12 protein-coding genes are annotated in these 20,347 nt (G+C 54.8%); 3 read left to right on the forward strand and 9 right to left on the reverse strand.

Annotated elements, in window-relative coordinates; all coding sequences use genetic code 11:
• Positions 1-15: 15 nt before the first annotated feature.
• Positions 16-1,419: a Gfo/Idh/MocA family protein gene (locus LX87_RS19620; RefSeq protein WP_111629985.1), complete on the reverse strand. Its 1,404-nt coding sequence runs from the start codon at positions 1,417-1,419 to the stop codon at positions 16-18.
• Positions 1,420-1,650: 231 nt separating this feature from the next.
• Between LX87_RS19620 and LX87_RS19625 the strand changes: the two genes are divergently transcribed.
• The 3 genes from LX87_RS19625 to LX87_RS19635 all read left to right on the forward strand — a co-directional run bounded on the left by LX87_RS19625 (position 1,651) and on the right by LX87_RS19635 (position 7,138).
• Positions 1,651-2,358, forward strand: a complete 708-nt coding sequence (locus LX87_RS19625; RefSeq protein ID WP_146624510.1) for a hypothetical protein — start codon at positions 1,651-1,653, stop codon at positions 2,356-2,358.
• An 88-nt stretch (positions 2,359-2,446) separates the two neighbouring features.
• Positions 2,447-3,718, forward strand: a complete 1,272-nt coding sequence (locus tag LX87_RS19630; protein ID WP_111629987.1) for a Gfo/Idh/MocA family oxidoreductase — start codon at positions 2,447-2,449, stop codon at positions 3,716-3,718.
• A gap of 42 nt (positions 3,719-3,760) precedes the next feature.
• Entirely contained in the window at positions 3,761-7,138 is a 3,378-nt protein-coding gene (locus tag LX87_RS19635) for a DUF1080 domain-containing protein (protein ID WP_111629988.1), read from the forward strand.
• 94 nt (positions 7,139-7,232) lie between these two features.
• Here LX87_RS19635 and LX87_RS19640 read toward each other — a convergent pair whose 3' ends face one another.
• The 8 genes from LX87_RS19640 to LX87_RS19675 all read right to left on the reverse strand — a co-directional run bounded on the left by LX87_RS19640 (position 7,233) and on the right by LX87_RS19675 (position 20,237).
• Positions 7,233-8,138, reverse strand: a complete 906-nt coding sequence (locus LX87_RS19640) for a hypothetical protein (protein WP_111629989.1) — start codon at positions 8,136-8,138, stop codon at positions 7,233-7,235.
• A 113-nt stretch (positions 8,139-8,251) separates the two neighbouring features.
• Positions 8,252-8,677: a response regulator gene (locus LX87_RS19645; RefSeq protein WP_111629990.1), complete on the reverse strand. Its 426-nt coding sequence runs from the start codon at positions 8,675-8,677 to the stop codon at positions 8,252-8,254.
• Positions 8,678-8,738: 61 nt separating this feature from the next.
• Positions 8,739-9,173, reverse strand: a complete 435-nt coding sequence (locus tag LX87_RS19650) for a response regulator (RefSeq protein ID WP_111629991.1) — start codon at positions 9,171-9,173, stop codon at positions 8,739-8,741.
• A gap of 108 nt (positions 9,174-9,281) precedes the next feature.
• Positions 9,282-9,851: a hypothetical protein gene (locus LX87_RS19655; protein ID WP_111629992.1), complete on the reverse strand. Its 570-nt coding sequence runs from the start codon at positions 9,849-9,851 to the stop codon at positions 9,282-9,284.
• A gap of 314 nt (positions 9,852-10,165) precedes the next feature.
• Positions 10,166-12,637, reverse strand: a complete 2,472-nt coding sequence (locus tag LX87_RS19660) for a hypothetical protein (RefSeq protein ID WP_111629993.1) — start codon at positions 12,635-12,637, stop codon at positions 10,166-10,168.
• Between the two features lie 35 nt (positions 12,638-12,672).
• Positions 12,673-15,081 carry a hypothetical protein gene (locus tag LX87_RS19665; RefSeq protein ID WP_111629994.1) on the reverse strand — a complete coding sequence of 803 codons (2,409 nt, stop codon included), beginning with the start codon at positions 15,079-15,081 and terminating at the stop codon, positions 12,673-12,675.
• 9 nt (positions 15,082-15,090) lie between these two features.
• Positions 15,091-16,779 carry a RagB/SusD family nutrient uptake outer membrane protein gene (locus LX87_RS19670; protein WP_111629995.1) on the reverse strand — a complete coding sequence of 563 codons (1,689 nt, stop codon included), beginning with the start codon at positions 16,777-16,779 and terminating at the stop codon, positions 15,091-15,093.
• An 11-nt stretch (positions 16,780-16,790) separates the two neighbouring features.
• Positions 16,791-20,237, reverse strand: a complete 3,447-nt coding sequence (locus LX87_RS19675) for a TonB-dependent receptor (RefSeq protein ID WP_229310736.1) — start codon at positions 20,235-20,237, stop codon at positions 16,791-16,793.
• Positions 20,238-20,347: the final 110 nt, after the last annotated feature.

Genomic DNA, 20,347 nt, shown 5'->3' on the forward strand with positions numbered 1-20,347 from the left:
CCGTCTATCAATTTGTTAAACCGCATTCATAATTTTCATCGCGTTCGGATCCCAGCTGACAATCTGCTTTTTGAACAGGCTTATGTTGCCACACTGAGTCGGCCCACAGGCGCGCAGACCAAACGTTGCATCTTCTGCCACCGGCTTTTTATTCCGGATCGAATCAAAGAAGTTAACAAAGTGTTCGTAGCGGTCGCCTTTGTAGTCTTTCGGCGTTTTGTACACCATTTCACGCGGCCCTTCCATTTCCGGACGGCTCGGGTACAGCTTGTTGTATTCCTTCAGATACGCTTCCTGCTGGTCTTTCGGGAAGTTGTCAATCGATAGACCCGGGGCTTTCGGCAGTTTGTGTCGCCGAACCGTCAGGCTATCCCAACCGATGGACAGGTCGCCTTCCGTACCCACCAGCCGAACCAGATACCCACCTCCTCCGCCATCGACGAAGTTGCTGCGCGTGGTCAGGTTAAACTCGGGGTGTTCGGCGGTTTTCGGGTAATCAAAAATGGCCAGGTGAATATCGGGTACGTCGCGGCCGTCTTTCCAGAACCGCAGTCCACCACTGGCATACACCCGGTTGGGGCCTTTCGATCCCGTGATGGTGTGCAGCGTCGTCAGCAGGTGCACATAGAGGTCGCCCGCTACGCCAGTACCGTAATCCTGGTAGTTTCTCCACCGGAAAAACCGTTTGGGGTCCCATTCGCGTTTGGGGGCGCTTCCGAGGTACGTATCCCAGTCAACGGTCTGGGGCGACGCATCCGGCGGAATCGAATATTGCCAGGCGCCCATTGCGCTATGGCGGTCATATTGCGCTTCGGCAAACACCAGGTCTCCGATGTCACCGGCTTTGAGCAATTCCTTGGCTTTGGCGATGATGATGGAGCTGGCAAACTGGCTGCCCACCTGAAACACCTTGCCGGTTTCTTTCTGCACCTTGATCAGCGTGTGGCCGTCTTCCACTTTCTGCACCATCGGCTTTTCGCAGTAAACGTGCTTGCCTTTGCGCATGGCGTCCGACGAAATTTTTTCGTGCCAGTGGTCGGTGGTTCCGTTGATAATGGCATCAACGTCCGTCCGTTCCAGAATCTGGCGGTAATCGCGGGTTGTAAACAGGGCATCGCCCCAGAGTTCTTTAGCCCGGCGCAGACGACCGTCGTACAGATCGCAGGCGGCTACCATCTCAACATTTTCAACCATCAGAGCCGTCTGCGTGTCGCCAATCCCCATACCACCCGTTCCAACGAGGGCAATGCGGATTTTGTCGTTAGCGGCTGTGCTGCTGTGACTTTTTACCAGATTCAGGTACATGGGAGCGGTTCCGGCCTGGGCAAGCGTTGAGGGAACCGTCGCGGCTGCTGTTCCGGCCAAACCGAGGGTTTTGAGGAATGACCGGCGGGAAGAAGCCTGTTCAGGATTTTCCATAATGAATAAAAAAGAGTTAACAGGAGTCGTAAGTTACGATTTTTTGGAATAGGGCGCGAAAAACAAAGGCGAAATGGACGAATTGCGGCAAAACATTTGGTAAAAGACGCACCCCGGATGAAGGTAATTCTATTCATTCTTCGGATCGTTTTACGAGCTGCCCCGGTGCAGAAGGGGTTTGATTCTGAAGCGGTAAAATCGTACTTTGGAGCCTTCCTAAACCCTTTCGTCATGATCCGACTCCTAACCGTCTTTATGCTGGGCCTGGCCACGGTGTATGGGCAGCCTGATTCGTATCAGGAAAACCCGGAAGCCGTTTACAAAAAACGGACGCTGCTGAAAGTCGGTGCTTCCCTGCCGATTCTTCGGCAAAGCAGCTTTACCGGGTATTATGCTGCGCTGACGCTGGATGCCACTGTTGAACAAAAAGTATACAAAGGATTGACGGTCTTGGGCGGAGTCGATATCACCGGGGCGCTGGCGATGGATGGGCGTGCAACAAAGTTCTACAGCCTGGAGATGCCGCTGGCATTGCGGTATTATTTTTCGCTGACTCGCCGGCAGAAACAGCGCACCGACCGGCATAGCTTTTTCAGTCCGTATGTGGCCCTTCAAACGCATAATGTCCTGTTTAACCGGGTAATTTATTCGGGGTCAGGTCTTACGGATTTAGCGGGGTATTACCGCGGCAGGGTTTTGCGCCCCGAAACAAACGGAGGACTGATAAAGAACGGCGGACGGGTAGGAGACGGCTTTACCATGCTGGACTACGCTTACCTGCAAGTAGGGAGCCAGCATCAGGTGTTTAACAAAAGGGGCTATCTGGATATCAACGTCCTGGTGCCGGTTCGGGATCTGATCTATAGTAAAGGCGAGTATACATTATCCACCCCGGGCATCATAAATGTGAAACTGGGTTACAACCTGACAAGCCGATAACCTGTCATTTATCCAGAGCCTGTTGGCTTTCTGGTGGCCTGATTAAATCAAAGGACATAATACCTAATCAACCTGAATGAATTGCGAGATGGAAGTTAAACCTGTACCGTCAAGACGGACGTTTCTGAAACAGTCGCTGGGCACACTGGCGGCTTTTACCATTGTTCCCCGGCATGTGCTGGGCAAAGGCTATCTGGCCCCCAGCGATCAACTGACCAAAGGAATTATTGGCGTAGGCGGGATGGGCCGGGGGCACATCGGCTACGCCGGAACACGCGTAGCGGCCATTTGCGACGTTGACCGTACTCACCTGGAACTGGCCAAAGGGCTGATCAAGGACCCCGGTTTAAAGACGTTTTCCGACTACCGCGAACTGATTCAACTGCCCGAAGTTGATATTGTTCACATTGCCACTCCGCCCCACTGGCACGGTATCATGGCGGCTGAAGCGGCCCGCGCGGGCAAGGATGTCTGGTGCGAAAAACCGATGACGGCCACCATTGGCGAAGGCAAGCGGGTGGTCGAAGCCGTTCAGCAGCACGGGCGTATTTTCCGACTGAATACCTGGTTTCGGTTCGAGGATAATTTCTACGGGATGGGTACGCCCGTCAAACCGATCAAAAAACTGGTCGAAAGCGGTTTGCTCGGCTGGCCGCTCAAAGTGACCGTGAGCCGTCATACGGGTTTCGACTGGAAATTCTACTGGGTCGGCAAAACCGACCTGGACCCCATGCCCGTACCGCCCGAGCTGGACTACGAAATGTGGCTCGGCCCCGCACCCTACAAACCGTACAACCCACACCGGGTGCACGGCACCTTCCGTGGCTACTGGGACTACGACGGGGGCGGTCTGGGCGACATGGGGCAGCATTACCTGGACCCGATTCAGTATTTTCTGGGCAAGGACGGCACCAGCCCCATTTCGGTGGAAATTGATGCACCCCAGCAGCATCCGGACGCCGTTGGTACCTGGCGCCGGATTGAGTATACCTACGCCGATGGTTGCAAAATCATTCTGGACGGGGAAGGCAAGGACGTAAACAGCCCGTACATCGAAGGACCGAAGGGCAAACTTTATCCCGGTTTCAAATCCGATATTCCAGATCTACAGAAGAAGCTGGCGGCTTTTTCCGACCCATTACCGCAGGTGACCGATTTTGTGGAAGCCGTGCGGGAGCGCAAACGGTTTGCCCTGAACGAAGCGAATGGCTTTCGGTCCTGTACCCTGGTCAACATGGGAAAAATTGCGCTGCAACTGGGCCGGTCGCTCAAATTTGATCCGGCCCGGCTGGTTTTCGTAGACGACGAAGGCGCCAACCGGCTGATCGACCAGCCGTTGCGGGCTCCCTGGATTATCTGATGGTGGCCCGCGGGCCTTTCCTCCAACCTTATTCTCCTTCTCATGAAATTACCCCTATCGACCATTACCGGTATCCTCTTACTGACGACCATCACCCGGGCACAGGCCCAGCCGAATAACCGTCTGGTAGCCGATCACCTGACACAAATGCCTGCGCTGGATGGCAAACAGCTCGTTACCAGCATGGAATCCATTGCCACGCTGGGCGAAAAAGGGCTTCTGGATATGGCCCTGACCCTGGTGGCCCCCGGCAAAGGCGACAACACGTCGGCAGAATACGCCCTCGGCGGTTTTTCCTATTACGTGACCAAACCCGGCAAGGAAGCGCAACGGTCTATGGCCGTCCGGGCCTATGGGCAGGCGCTGGAAAAGCTGGGTGACCCCGAAAGCAAGGCGTTTCTCATCAGCCAGTTGCAGGTTGTGGGCAAAGACGATGCCATCGCCTACCTCAAACCGTACCTGTCCGACGAACGGCTTTGCGCTCCGGCGGTTCGGACGCTGGTTAAAATCGGTACCCCACTGGCTCAGAAAACCTTATTGGATGCGTTAACGGGCTCGCAGGGTACAGGCCGGCTTTCGCTGGTAAAAGCCCTGGGCGATATCCATTATCAACCCGCAGCCCCGGCCCTGATTCCGTTGGCGCAGTCGGAGGATAAAAAACTCAGGAAAGTAACCCTGTATGCGCTGGCTCGCATCGGAACGCCGGCAGTTGAACCCGCGTTGGCCAAAGCCGCGCAGGAAAGTGGCTATACGTATGACGTGACGGAAGCGACGGCCAGCTACCTGGATTATCTGAACCGGCTGGTGGCGTTGGGCAACAAACCGCTGGCAAACGCCCTGGCCCGGCGGGTTTTGGCGCAATGTACCGACGAAAAGCAGGTTCCGACCCGGTCGGCTGCGTTGCGTCTTCTGGTTGATATCAATCAGCAGAAAAGTCTGCCTTTGTTGACGCAGGCCGTGCTGGACCCGTCGAGGGAATACCGGGTAGCGGCCCTCAAACTGGCAACCGGTTTACGCAGCAAACCGGTTAACCTGCAACTCGCCAAACTGGTTGGCAAAGCGACCGGTGCGACACAGGCCGACTTAATCACGCAGCTCGGCGAAACCGGCGATCCGGCCCTGGCCCCGTTTCTAGTGACTACGCTGAAAAGTTCCGATCCCGCGGTCCGGCTGGCGGCTATTCCGGCTGTTACCCGGACGGCCTATCAACGGGGTGTAACGCCTTTGCTGGAGTTGATGAAACGCGGCACGCCAGAGGAGATGACGGCTATCAAAGAGTCTTTGTCCTTGCTGAAGGGAGCGCAAATGTACGCCCAGATTACCCACAGTCTGACGAGTATGCCCGCCGACGCCCGGGTGGCGTTGCTGTCTCTGTTGGGTGCGCGGGCCGTTACGGCGAGTATACCGCAAGTGCTCTTTCAGGTGAATAATCCGGATAGCACCATCAGTCAGGCGGCAGCCGCAGCCCTGCCGATGATGGTGAGCAAAGAGCAGATTCCGCAGTTGGTGCAGTTGCTGACCACGGTTACGGATCTGAAAACCGTTCGTTCGCTGCAACAGGCTTTGGTGGCCGCAACCGTTTCGGAGGGGGATTCTGCCCAGCGGACGGACCTGCTGGCGAATTACATGCAACAGGCTCCGATTGCCGTGCAGGGCCGTTTTCTGGGGGCGCTGGCGGGAATTGGCAGTCCCCGGGCGCTCGAACTGGTGCAGCAGTCGTTTGAAAAGGGCGACGGCATGGTACAGCCAGCCGCCGTGGTGGCCCTGTCAGACTGGCCCACGCCCGCTGCCGTTCCGGCCTTGCTGACCATTGCCCGGCAAAACAATGTCTCTTCCGAAGCGGCTCTGAACGGTTATCTGGCCCTGATCGACCGCTCCGCCTATTCCGCCGACCAGCGATTGCTGTTGCTCCGGGATGCGATGGAAATTGCCCGGACGCCACAGCAAAAGAATGATATTCTGAAAGCCGCCACCCGGTGCCGCACGTTTCTGGCGCTCGTTTTTGCGGGCAGTTACCTGAACGATCCGGCGGTGGCAAAACAGGCTGCGGCTACGGTCGCTACGATTGCTAATAGCAGTCGGGATTTATCGGGGAGTACCGTGCGGTCGTTGCTGGAAAAGGCCAGTCAGGTCCTGACCGGTCCGGAAAGTGAAGCGCAACGGCAGGCCATCCAGCGCCGGTTGCAGGCCATGACGCCCGGCGAGGGGTTTGTGGCTCTGTTCAACGGAAAAGACCTTTCGGGCTGGAAGGGGCTGGTTGCGGACCCGATCAAACGGTCGAAAATGGACGCGGCCACACTGGCGCAGGAGCAGCAGAAAGCCGATGAGGTGATGCGCAGCGGCTGGTCGGCGAAAGACGGTTTGCTGATCTTTAACGGGCACGGTAACAACATCTGTACGGAAAAACCGTACAAAGATTTTGAAATGCTGGTTGACTGGAAAATTACCAAAGAAGGGGATGCCGGGGTGTATCTGCGCGGTACGCCCCAGGTGCAGATCTGGGACCCGGCCCGCACGGACGTGGGCGCACAGGTTGGTTCGGGCGGCTTGTATAACAATCAGAAGTTCGTCAGCAAACCACTGAAAAAAGTTGATAATCCCGTCGGTGAGTGGAACACGTTCCGCATCATCATGAAAGGCGAGCGGGTCACGGTTTACCTGAACGGTGAACTGGTCACGGACAATACCGTGCTGGAAAACTACTGGGACCGCAGCCAGCCCATTTTTCCGCAGGAGCAGATTGAACTACAGGCCCACGGCACCTACGTCGCTTATCGGAATATTTACATCCGCGAACTTCCGCAGGCCAAACCGTATGAACTGACCGAAGAAGAAAAACGGGCAGGATACGAGTTGCTGTTCAACGGGAAGGATTTAAGCAATTGGGTTGGCAATACGAAAGATTACGTGGCCGAAGACGGCGATATCGTTTGGTACAACAACGGCGGCAAAGGCAACCTGTATACGCAGAAAGAATACAGCGATTTTGTGTTTCGGTTTGAGTTTCAGTTAACACCCGGCGCCAACAACGGTCTGGGTATCCGCGCTCCGCTGGAAGGGGATGCCGCTTATATGGGCATGGAACTGCAAATTCTTGACAACGACGCCGAGATTTACAAAAAACTGGAGCCGTATCAATACCACGGTTCGGTATACGGTGTTATTCCGGCCCGGCGCGGGGCACTCAAACCCGTCGGTGAGTGGAATTACGAAGAAGTAACCGTAAAAGGCAATCAGATAACCGTGGTACTGAACGGGGTGCAAATCCTGAACGGCGACATTGCCGAAGCCAGCAAAAACGGTACGCTCGACCATAAGGACCACCCCGGTCTGAAGCGGACCAGCGGCCATATCGGTTTTCTGGGCCACGGCTCGGTGCTGCGCTTCCGGAATATTCGAATCAAGGATTTGAAGAAGTAGAGGAAACCAGACAATCATCAAAAAGCCCCGCCAAATGAGACTTGGCGGGGCTTTTTGACAGATGGTAGCTGGAAAATGCGTTAAACCGTTGGGATTAAATGACATCCTGACGCGCAGCTTCCGGATCGTTGTAATTCCGGTCGAGTTGATCCGTCGATTTCATGTCCGAAGGAGCCTGGGCCGTGGAGTGATCCTGCATCGGCGCTTTTTTGATACTGCTTTCATCCAGCGTTTCTGTTGGTTGATCGAGCATCTGAGCGGTTTCTTGAGGACGTTCGCTTGGCTGGTAGTCATGGGTATCCTTCGCGTCTACATCGTATGGTCGGGCCGACGTGCCGGTATCGGGGCCGGTTTCCATGCCTTCGTCCGCATTCGGTTTTCGGTAGTTGGCCGGTCCGGGACCGTCATTGGCAGAACTGGTTCCCAGAAATTCAGGAAGCTCCTCGTTTTTGGCCGGGTCCTGCGTCTGCGTCGGCACATCCGCGCCGGGCATGAAGTCGGCAAGGGCGCTGGTCGGCGTGTTCTGCTGATCGGTATCGTTGGTAATCTGGTTGTTTATCTCGTGCGACCGACCGGGTTCGTTGGGCTCCGTAATTTCGGGTTTGTCCGGTTTGGGTGTAGTGGGCATATCCGGGATTTCGGGGCCGGGTACGGGGGGCGTCGGTGGCGTTGGGGTGTCTGGCCCGGCCGGAACCGGATTGCTCGGATCGGGCGTGGACGGCAATCCCGGTACCATATCAGCCTGCGGATGCGCCGACTGAATATCGACAATATCGTGCGTCCGCTGGTTGGCTGAATACAGACCGCGTTCTTCGTCGTTGGCGTACTGGCTGGTCAGGTCGTCAGAAATTTCGGTTTGCACATCTGCCGTCGGAACCAGTTTGCCATCTACCAGTTTGACCATATGCGTTTCGGCCTGATCCTGTCCATATTTTGTATCAGCGTTCTCGGTATTGATCAAGTTCGCTGGCTGTGAGTCGTGAAACACATTTGATTCCATTGCGTTCGTTACGATTTAGTGAATAGATACCACTTATAACTGACGGTCTGGCAAAAGGTTTTTCCTCAGGCGCGAAGGAACAGAAAACAGCCAACGGCTATTGAATGCTGCGGTTAATAAATCCGGCTGGACGGGGTGGAAGCCACCCGCAGCCAGAAATTGCATAAGTCTTCGACAACCGACTTATAATCAGCAAAGGAAGCGGGCTTTTTTACGTAGGAGTTAGCTCCCAGTTCGTAGGCTCGGTCCACATCAGGCTGCGCGTTTGACGTACTGAAAATCAGAACGGGCATCAAGGTATACCGCGGGTCTGATCGCAGTCTGGTCAGCACATCAAACCCGCTCATCTGAGGCATATTGAGATCAAGCAGCAAAAACGACGGCAGAATGCTGACGGTTTCGAGCCGCAACAGCAAATCTACTCCGCTGGATGCCAGAATTACATTTTCTTCGTTCAGACACGACTTAAATGCTTCCTGGATTAAAAATAAATCGTCTTCATCATCATCGACAACGGCAATAAACGGTCTGTTTGTCATACGTTGGTGGTCAGAAGAAAGCAAGGTTACAAAATTGGCGCAAAAATTATAGATAGCGATTTTATAATAAAATATCTTCCGCACGAATTGCCGGAAAAGCGACCCGTTTTTGCCAGTATGAACAGAAAGCCATCATGGCGCTGCTCCAGTTGTCCGGCCTAGGCATATAGCAGGCCGCTCCCAGTTGGTACGTTAATGTTACCACTTCGGGGTTGTTATGGCGGCCGTAAATAATAACCGGAATCCGCCGGAGAACCGAATGATGTTTTAACTGCCCCAGAACACTTGCCGATTGGCAGGTATCGTTGTCCAGCATAATCAATGTCGGTACAAACATAGCATCTGCCCGCTCTTTATAAAAATAAAACGCCACGGACCCGTCTTCTTCCGGTGATACATGCTGATGAGGCACTCCGTAAGTATGGAATGCTTTGGTCAGGGAATGAAAATCAGGGGTGTCTGCACCAATCGTTAAAACATACAGAGGATAAAACATAGTGGTAATGGATCGGAATGATGGCCGTAAGGCGCTCACCAGCGCTAAATCAATTTGTTTAGGTAAAGTTAAACAAGATTCCGATTAGTTACCAACTGTTCTGTTTCATTAACCCAGCCGTCTAACGATGAGGCTATTGACCAGATCAAAAAAAGCAGCGGGTTTCAGGGTTCGCCAGTTATCAATTTCGTCCAGCGTACCACCAAAGTTCATGTAATAATCCAGCCGGTAGCGTTTCCATTCCGTTTCAACAAAATCCCGGAAGTTGACACCCGCAATCCAGCCGTCTTCCACATCTTCGAACCATTCTTCGTAGTAGCTGTCGTCGGAGCCGTGGAAATTCAGGATGTTTTCACCCACCAGAATAAATTTGTTAATGCCCTCATTCACCAGCGGATCAATTACCTGCCGTTTCAGGTACATGATGTCGTTGTGCAGGGTATCGTTCCACTCACCGAACAGTTCGATGACCACAAACCGCCGGTCGTAATCGGCAAAAAGAATCTTGCAGTACAGCGTTTCCGACCCGATTTCATCCCAGAGCGGGTGGATATAATAACCATATATGGTATTGGTATACTGGTTCATGTTGTAGACGCGTCCGAAGAAAGGAGAGTGCGGGTCGTCCGTTGCGTTGTACCACTTTTCCCAGTTATAAAAAGGTTCTATCTCGTGCATAAAAATCTGGCTGTTTACGAATCAAAACTGCCTAGTACAAAGATAACAAAACTAACCCGGCGAATGGTTGCCATTTGGGGTGGTCTGAAAACGAAAAAGTCCAGGAGCTTAGCCTCTGGACTTTCTGTCGGAAACGTGTATGGCTGGTGAAATGGCTACCTCCATAGCACAGTTCACCGCATATGCCAATACCTACGAACGACCCGGTTTTTTAGATTGCGGGTTTTAGAAAAAAGTTTGAAAAATTTATTTCAGGGTTTCCGCTTTTTTTATTAACTGTCTGATAATGAGCGGGTTGGTGGCTAGAAGTTTTTTTAGTTATACTGCAAAAAAGCCGTCGCCTGGCAATCTGTATTGCTTTTGAACCGAATCCAGCGGGCCTGAAATCCTTTTGGAAACGTAAAACGAAACGTTTCCCCGGGCGCGACCGTCACCTCTTTGTAAGCCATCCAGGGACCGTTGCCCACCGGATCGGCTTCAATGGTAAAGGTAACGGGCGAACGGGCCTGATGGGAAAGTTGCAGACTGCGCTGGTCGTAAAAACCGATCAGGTACGGGTCGGAGGGTTCGGCGGCTTTGACGGCCGAATTTTTCCACGGCCCACCCTGGCCGGTGGGTTTACCCAGCTTCCAGAGGTCGTCGATGGCACCCGCCCAAACCGCGGCTTTTTGATCGTCCGACACCACAATGTGCTCGCTGTTTTTCATTGCCTGGGGGTCAATGCCGGTCATGATCAGCAGACCCCGGTAGGAGCCATAATCGTTGATGCGGAGGTTGTGCGACGAAACCGGTCGGATTTTGGCGTACCCGTCGGCGTTTTCGGCGGGCAGTTCGTAAAATGTGCCGTGCGCATTGAACAGATCGCGTTCGGTCGCTACCTCCCGGCAAATTCGTAAAGCCGCCTGATTGGTCAGATCGGTATAGGCAGCATTGCCGAGTGGGAGCCGCCAGCGCCGTCCTTTGTCATCGACCACCAGCACCGACGATTCGTCGATGGTAACGGCTTTCTGCGGAATGGCAAACTTGCTCTTGATGAACGACATGGCTTTTTCGTCTTCCCGGCGAACCAGTTTCATGTTGCCGTCCAGTTCATAATACCCCACTTCCGTGGGCTGGGCACCCGCGTAGTCGAGGGCCGCCATGCCGAGAGCGCGCCGGTTGTCGCCCAGGCCGTAAATCAAACCGCCGGAGGTTTTGGTGGTCGAAACGTTACTCAAACCGGCAAACATCGAGTTCGGGCTGGTTGTGCGTCGGTCGTTGGCGGAATAGGAGAAATGGGCCGTTGCGTTGGTAGCCTTACCCGGTTTAATGCGAATCCATTCGCCGGGGGCATCGGCGGCAAACTCCACGTTAACCGCCTTTTTAGGCCCGACGGTCACGGTTTTCAACCTGGTCCAGGTGCCGTTGCCGGTTTTATCAACTTCAAACGTGAAGTCCACTTCTGCGTCGCCGTTATTCTGGAGCCAGGCCGAGCGGTTGGGCCAGCCCGCAAACAAAAAGGGCTCCGAGGTTTCGGCGGCCTGAACGGTTTCGTTTAGCCAGACGGCTCCTTCGGCGGTATTGGGTCCTAAGTGATCAGGCTGATTGAGGGGCGTAAACCATAGGTTGGAATTCGACTGACCGGGGCCTTCAATGTTGCCCTTGGCTTTTCGTTTGTTCAGAAACTCCTTCTGGGCCGAATCGTCGCAGCCAAACACCAGTTGATCGTTCCAGCGGGTGTAGTCGCCAATCACTTTCAGGTAGGCCGAGCGGGGGCGGATTCCGGCCGTGTTTTTTGGGGTAAAATTTCCGGGAAACCGCCAGAACATACCGTGCATGGTCATCAGGTAGTCGGGTTTCTGAGGGGTGCCAATATCCCGGATGCGGGGCCATTCGGTGTTCCAGCCGTGGGCGCCGTCGTAGCTGTGGCTCGCTTTGGGCAGGCGGAAAAAAGTCCATTTTCCGGCATCCCGAACGCCCAGTAACACCGACTTATGATCCCAGCCGGTGGCCCAGATCGGGTCGGTGGCCGGGTTTTTGTTGCCGTAAAGACCGCCGGGTCCGGTTACTTCCACAAACTGGTTCCGGCGCACGACTTTCCATTCCTTGCCGTTCCATTCCGACAACGAGCCGGATTCGATGTCGAACTGCTTGAGCGCCTGCGGGCCGGGTTCGCCGTTGTTGGAGTAAACCATCACGCCCTGACCGGAATAAAGGCCCTTGCCGTGGGCGCCGGGCAGGAGTTCACCACGGTGATTGTTCGATTCGTCAGCCCCTTTCTTCTGCTTCACGTTGCCGTCTTCGTACAGCAGGGTTGGGGTCAGGGTTTTAACGTCCACTTCGTAAAACCCTTCCTCCATCGTTCCGTAATAGATTTTATTCTTCGGATCGGTCAGGTGCCGGGCGTTACCGGTATGCCGGCCCGGCATGGTTTTATAGGGCATCACCCGCACGCTGCCCCGTGCATCAATGGCGTAGGGGCCAATGAAAAGCTGGTTGCTTTCCGGGTGAATCATCCGATTGGCCGGGGTGCCGCCGATGCTTTCGGGCCGGACGGTCTGCTTTAAATCCGCCGTTATTTCGTAGAGTTTATCCGATGAGCCGAAGGGCAGGTGAGGACCGTAGGTAACGGCCCAGAGCTTGCCCGCCCAGGGTACAACGGCTCCGGTTCCGCACTCGCCCTCGTTGTTATACATAGCCAGATGCGGATAAATACCGCTATAGGATGGATATTTTTTGGATTGCGCCAGCGCCTGAGCAGCGAATAAACTGCCGATCAGGCAAGCGGAAAGAATGTGTTTTCTCATTCCTGAATGGGTATATTGGTAAAAAAAACTTGCTATTATTGGTAAGTAAACCAGGCCGTCGCTTTACTGTCCTGGTTGGACGTAACCCGCACCCAATGGGCGTTGAAGCCCGCCGGAAATTCGTGCACGACCGCTTTGCCCGCGGGTACGTTGATCGTCTGGTAGGCATGCCAGCCGTTGTGATCAAAATCCACTTCGAGGGTAAACTCGGCGTCTTTATCCGACTGAAGCGTCACTTTCTTTTTGTCATACCCCGTCATCAGGTAGGGGAGGGACGGTTCGCCCGCTTTCACGTTGGAATTCTTCCAGACCCCGCCTTCGCCAACGGGTTTGCCTAACTGCCACAAGTCGTCGATGGCACCAAACCAGAGGCCGGTTTTATCCGCGTTGCTGCCGAAAAAATGGCCGTCGGTTTTGGCGGTTTTGCCCGTTCCACTCAGCACCAGCAGACCCCGCCAGGTGCAAAAATCCTGAATCTGTTTTTTGTGGGTGGTGACGGGACGCATGGACGAGAAACCGGCTTCGCGCGGCACTTCGTAGAACGTGCCGTGGGCGTTGAACATATACCGCTCCGATTCCAGCTCCCGGCGGTCGCGGGGCCAGCCGGCGGCAAACGGCTGGTCGTAGCGGGCCGACGTTTTAGGTAGCCTGAACGTACCGGATTTGTCTTTCACGATGACCGAAGCGGCATCCAGTTCAAATTCCTTTTTCAGGGCGCATAGTTCGGCGACTTCTTTTTCCCGGTTTTCGGCCGGACGGGCAAAACCGAGTTTTTCGTCTACTTCGTAGTAGGTTGGTCCCGACGAGGCCGAAAGGTCCAGAAACTGAAGGTTCTTGTTGTGACCCGCCGGACGAATCAGGCCCGCCGTAACCGGACTTTTGTCGTCAATATCCGCCAATGCCCTGAACTGGCTCCTGGCCGTTTGCGCGGAATGACCCGTCCCCTGAAAATGAAAGAAAATCGTCGCTTTGCCGTCCTGGCCGCTTTTCACCCGAATCCAGTTGGCCGAAACCGTGGCCGGAAAAATGTGGTAGGCATAGCCCGACGCGGGTACCGTAACGGTTTGGTACGGCTGCCAGTCGTTGGTGCCTTTCTGGCTGATTTCCAGAGTGAACGTGGCCGCTTTGCCCGTGTTATGGCTCAGGTGGACGATTTTCTGGCCAAAACCGTTGATCAGAAATGGTTCGGAAACGGCACCGGCTTTCACGTCATCGTTGATCCAGACCCCGCCCCAGCTGCTGGTGGCTCCCCAGTTTTTCAGTTCTTCCGGTTTTCCGAACCAGAGGTTCGATTGCGACCGGCCCGCCATCGGGTTTTGCAGCAGGCTGGTCTCGTCGGTGGCAATGACCAGTTGGCCGTTCCAGTAGCAGAAATCCGGTACGTAGCGCAGGTGGCTGGCAATCGGTGCAAGGCCGGCGGTGTTCCGGGCGCTGAAGGTTTTTGGGAAATCATAGAACATGCCGTGCATATCCAGCAACATTTTCCCATTGCCGATTTCGCGGATGCGCGGCCATTCGGTATACACGCCCGTCGATCCATCGTAGGTATGCGTGGCTTTGGGCAACCGGAACATGTACCATTGTCCGTCGTCCAGCAGTTTCAGAAGCACCGAGCGTTTGTCCCAGCCGATGCTCCAGAGCGGGCTTTTATCGTTGGGCGAACCGTAAATTCCGCCGGGGCCGGTTACGTCGGTAAATTGCCGACGCTCGATGATTTTCCAGTTTTTGCCGTCCCAGGAAGCCAGAACCCCTTTTTCGTCGGCATTTTTCGGTGGCCCGCCAACCTGTAAATCCGGCGCATTGGCGTTCCATTTGCTGCGTTCGCCGTTGTTGGCCAGCACCAGCTGCCCCTGCGCCGTATAGCCACCCTTGCCGTGCCAGCCCGGAATCGGATAGGTAAACAATTTGTTCACGGCCAGCGAATGCACGTTGGCTTCGTAGAGCGCACCTTCCATGTCGTAGTAATAGACCCAGTTGGCGGGGTCCTTCAGGTGCCGGGCGGTGGCGGTCAGGCGTCCGGGCATCCGGGAGGGCGGAATGGTCCGCACCTTCCCGCTGGCATCGACCAGATAAGGCCCGATGAGCAACTGATTGGATTCCCGGTGAATCATCCGGTTCGCGGGCGTTCCGCCGACGCTCTCGGGCCGGATTTCCATCCGGAGATTTTCGTCGATCGTGTAGAGCTTATCGGAACTTCCTTCCGGGCAGTGGGGTGAATACGTGATCATCCACAGTTTACCGGCCCAGGGCACCACCGCCCCGATGCCGATTTCGCCCCCGTTGCCGGTGCCGGGGCGCGGACAGGGAATGCCGTCGCCTTCGTTGAATGCCGCCAGGTGTGGGTAAACCCCGCTAATTTGCAGGGGTTTATCCATATTTTTCTGCGCAGCCACCGGCCAGGCAACACCGAAAAACAGTGCGCAGAGTATGAATTTGATTCGCATATTTTTCGATCAATAACCGGGATTTTGAACTAAACCACTTGTCAGCACTTCTTTCGACGGAATGGGCCACAGGTACTGGCGGGTTGCGTCGAATTTCCGGATGGTCAACTGCTTGATTAGCCCTGCATTGTACATGGGGCTAAAGTCGGCCACACCGTCGTCGTCAATTTGGGGTACCTGCGGGAAAAACCACAGGCCTGGTTTTACCACTTTCGTGCGCAGATCGGCGGGGTCGAGCAGGCCGTAGTTAAGTTTGTTCAGGACTTTTTCGGCGAGTTTCCAGCGGATGATGTCCATGTAACGAATGCCTTCCAGGGCAAACTCCATCCGACGTTCGATGCGCACGGCTTTGCGCAAAGCCGCCTGATTGCCCATGTTAACTGCCGGATACGCCGAAGTGGCCGTAACTGCTACACCGTAGGCCCGCGCCCGAACGGTATTGATGGCATCCAGCACTGACTGATCGATCTCGTTGAGTTCAATCTTGGCTTCGGCATACATCAGCAGCACATCGGCGTAGCGGATGATAATTTTGTCGGGTTCCGCCGTCCACGAATTCAGCGTCCAGTCGGCATCGATGCCTTTTTTCCAGATTAAACCGTTGAAGGAAGCAAACTGGGCAATGGAACGCGTGTCGTTGTTATTAACCCGGGTATTGTTACTGGTGCGGAGTACCTGAACCGAATCCGGATGCGGCTGGAAAATAAAACCGATGTGGGGCGTCTGGAATTCAACGATGGTGGCCGTACAGCGCGGATCGCGGTTTTTAAACGGTTCGCGCGGGTTGAACAGCGGAGATTCGTCGATGGGTAAACCGTCTTTGCACAGGAAGGCACAGAACAAATCCCAGGAAGGATCTTTGGCCGCGTAGCCACCCGCATTCCGGGGAACGTAATCCTGAAGACCGCCCAGCGTTACTTTCAACGCTACTGAGCGGGGGAGTCCGAAGATGGTTTCCACCGAATTCTTGGTCTTCGACAAAAACAGGTTGCCGAAGTCGCTGTGCAGCGTGTAAGCCTTCAGGTCCATGCAGGCTTTGGCCGCATCGCGGGCGGTTTTCCAGTCGCTCATTTGCAACGCAATCCGGGCTTTCATGGCGTAGGCGGCTCCGGCCGAGGCCCGTTTCAATTCCGAGTTGCCGTACGTGGTTTTCAGTTTGGAAGCGGCAAAATCAAAGTCGGCGTAGATTTTTTGCAGCACCTCTTCTTTCGGGGTCTGTTTCAGCGCCAGCGCTTCTTCAATGCTCAACGTGGTTTCGGTATAAACGATATTCCCGTAGTGCGAAAGCAACCGCGAATACTGGCAGGCCCGGATAAACCGTGCTTCGGCGGCATACCGTTCGATCTGGGCGGGCGACAAAACCGCAGCCGCCCGATCCACGCTCTGAATAACCGTATTGGCGCGGGCGATGGCTTTGTAGGTGTTAGTCCACCAGGTCTTGACGAAATCAGTTTCACCGTTGATGGTGGCACCGGTAACGGGGGTGGTGGCATCGCGGTAGGTCCAGTCGTCGGTCCAGTCGTCCAGATCCTGCATCCAGAACGCATCTTTGTACAAACCGTTCAGCGACATTTCAATTTCCTCGGCATTCGAGTTCCAGGTTTCGCTGGAGCCGTCCGACAGCGGGTTCAAATCCAGGCTATCGCAGGCCGTCAGGAAAAGCAGACTAAACAGGAAGGTGAATATATTCAGTTTCATAGGGGATCGGGTTAGAATTTAACGGAGGCTCCAAAGACGAACGAGGTAGTAATGGGGTAGCCCAGCGAGGTTCTTTCGGGGTCCCAACCGGTCGGGAATTTGCTGATGGACAACAGATCCGTAACTGAACTGTAGACGCGGATGCTTTGCATTTTCAGTTTTTGCGTCACAACTTTCGGGATGTTATACCCCAGGCTGATGTTTTTCAGGCGGAAATACGCACCGTTGATGAGCCAGTAGTCGGACATGGCGTAGTTATTACCGGCCGATGTGTTGGTGTAGCGGGGGTATTGCGCCTGAAAATTCTGCTCGGGCGTATTGTACGTGCTCCAGGCCGCCCCATCCAGAATGGCCGGGAACGTGCCAAAGTTTTCGCGCAGCGGCTGCACAATATCCGCACCCAGCCGCGAGTTTTGCTTGGCGACGCCCTGTAATACCAGGCCAAAATCCCAGTTTTTATACCCGAGGTTAATATTCGCTCCGTACGAATACCGGGGCAGCGAACCACCCAGCAACACGCGGTCGTATTCGGGCGAAATCTTGCCGTCGGGAACACCCGCCGGGCCGCTGATGTCCTTATACCGAACGTCACCCGGTTTTACGTTGGCGTTCAGTTTGGGCGAATTGGCCACCTCGTCGGCAGTTTGGTAAAGACCCTCGGATACATACCCGTACCATTCGTTGAACTGGCTACCCTGAATTTTGATCTGATCATCCAGAAAAGCGGTTCCGCCCAGGTCACCCATCGTGGATTTGAAATCGGACAGGTTGAAGGAAGCACTGTAGCGCAGATCGCCCCGGCGGTCGTTCCATCCGGCCTGCATTTCCCAGCCCGTGGTGAACATTTTACCGGTATTCTGGTACGGATTATCGAAACCTACATAATCGGGAATTTCGATCTGCAACAACATATCCCGGGTGGTTTTTTTGTAATAATCGGCGGTTACCTGGAGACGGTCGCGGAAGAAATTGACGTCGAGGCCGATGTCAAAGGAATGGGTCTTTTCCCAGGAAATATTCCGGATCGCGTACTGAAACTGGGCCGCTGCCTGAGCCGCCAGAACCGTGTTGCCCTGGTAAAACAGCGAGTTGTTTTCAAAATTCAGGATGGCCTGATAGGGGTACAGATTGTTGCCAATCCGCTCGTTGCCTAAAGACCCCCACGACGCCCGTACTTTCAGGAAAGACAACCAGGATGCCGTCGACTTCATGAAATTCTCTTCCGAAACCACCCAGCCTGCCGAAACGGATGGGAATGCTCCCCAGCGGTAGTCGGAAGCAAAGCGGGACGACGCATCATAGCGGACGTTGGCCTGGATGAAATACCGGCTTTTGTAATCGTACATCACCCGTCCGAACCACGAACGGTAGGCATTTTCGCTGGCACTGCCGCTGTTATCGCGGAAATCCAGCGGGCCGAGGTTCAGGTACGGATAGGAGCTCAGGATATACTGCCCTCGGGAAGCGCCCAGCCCCTCGTTGAACGCGTAGAAATATTCGTAACCGGCCAACAGATTCAGGTTGTGATCGCCGAATTGCCGGGTATAATTGGCCAGGGCCTGCGTCGTGTAGCGGTAGCTGTCATTGCGGGTTTCTTCCAGTTTCGTTTGCGACTGTCCTTCAATGAAGCCGGAATTGATTTCCGGGCTGTTCCACAGGGTGTAGGGGACTTTTTTGGTGAATACTTTCACTTTGTCGAAATTAAAGAAGGGAGAGAGGACCCCGCTTATTTTCAGTCCTTTAATGGGAGTAAAATCAAGGCTGATCTTACCACCCACCTGGTTATACCAGGCATTATTAAAACCGCCGTCTTTAAGCCGGGCGTAGATATTGGCCCCATCTTTCCCCGACCCGATGCGACCATCCGAAAACATGGCGGCATAGACCGGCGGCATGATGCCCATTTTGTAAAAAGGATAGGATGGCGGGTCGCTCCGGTTATCGGTAATGGGTTGGGGTGAAAACGCCCGCCGAAAGTTAAAGTCGACGCTGGCCGATAAGTAGTTGTTGATGGTGAGGTCGTTGTTGACCCGCGCCGTAATCCGTTCGTAGCTCCGGCCTTCGTACAAGGCGTCGGTTTTGTCGTAGCCGAGTGAAACCCGCGAGCGGAGCGATTTGCCGGAACCCGATATGCTCAGCATGTGGCTTCGGCGGGGCGCGTAATCCTTCAGCATCATGGCGCGCCAGTCCGTGTTCGGATACTGGTCGGGGTCCTGGGCGTGCAGGTTGTCGTAGTTATCAATCAGCTCTTTGGGGTAGGTCGGGAATTGGTTGGCGTTGTTACCATTGTCGTTCCAGCGCAGTTCGTTGGTGAGTTGCATAAACCGCTTGGCATTCACATACTCCGGCAGGCGCGTGGCCTTTTCAAAACCGTATTCTGCCGTGTAATCCAGGCTCAACTGACCGTTTTTGGCCCGTTTGGTCGTCACCAGAATAACCCCGGCTGCGGCCCGGGAACCGTAGATGGAAGCCGAAGCCGCATCTTTCAGGACCGAAATGTTTTCGACATCGTTGGGGTTGATGGTGTTGATGTCGTCGATGGGAACACCATCGAGAATGATCAGTGGATTGGCACCGGCTTCGCTGATGGTAGTGACGCCCCGAACCCGGATGGTAGCGGTGGCCCCCGGTGCGCTATTGGCCCGCGTGACGGTAACGCCCGGTACCGCGCCCTGCAAGGCCTGCGAAATCTGGGTGGTTTTGCGGGCGGTAATAGCGTCACCCTGCACGGAGGCAACGGCCCCGGTCAGGTCTTTTTTCTGAACCGTTCCGTAGCCGACCACGACGATTTCCTCCAGCGTTTTCTGATCGGGAGCCAGTTGTACATTGATCGTTGTCTGGTTGCCAATTGAAATTTCCTGATTGGCATAACCGACGAACGAAAAAACCAGCGTGCTGGCATCGTCGGGAACCGTCAGCCGAAATTTGCCGTCCATGTCGGTCGTGGTGCCGCGCGTAGTATTTTTGATCACGACGCTGACGCCGGGCAACCCTTCGTTGTTTTCGGCGGTTACCTGGCCCGTAATCGTTCGGTCGACGGTTTGCGAACTGCCAGTAGCAGACGGGGTTATGATTGATTTGGGGCCGGAGCCAGCCGGAGGCAACTGAATGACGATCTGGCCGCCAATGACCTGATACGTCAGCCCGAGCGGTTTCAGCAGCGATTCCAGCACCACCGACAGTTTCTGGTTTTGCGCGTTGAGCGAGACTTTTCGGGCGACCGGGACGGTGCTGGTGCTATACACGAAGTCAACATTGGCCAGCCGTTCGAGCCGGGAAAGGATGTGCCGGAGCGCTACTTCATCCGCCCGTATCGAAATCGGGCGCTGAAGCATATCCTGCGCTTTGCCATCATGCGCCAGCGACGAACCGGTCAGCAACAGAATAAGGAAAAGGGGTAGAAAGGAGACTTTCATGACGGTCAGGAGGGGCAAACCGAACATTCGACTAAATTTCATATTTTTGATTGTTTTGTAGGGATAGATGAAAGGATTCGACAAAACAAGCCCCGGCTCATCCTGGCAGATGAGCGATAATGGCATCAGATGGGGCGTTTCGGGCCGGCAGT

It is taken from the genome of Larkinella arboricola (assembly GCF_003259745.1).
GTDB lineage: Bacteria > Bacteroidota > Bacteroidia > Cytophagales > Spirosomataceae > Larkinella > Larkinella arboricola.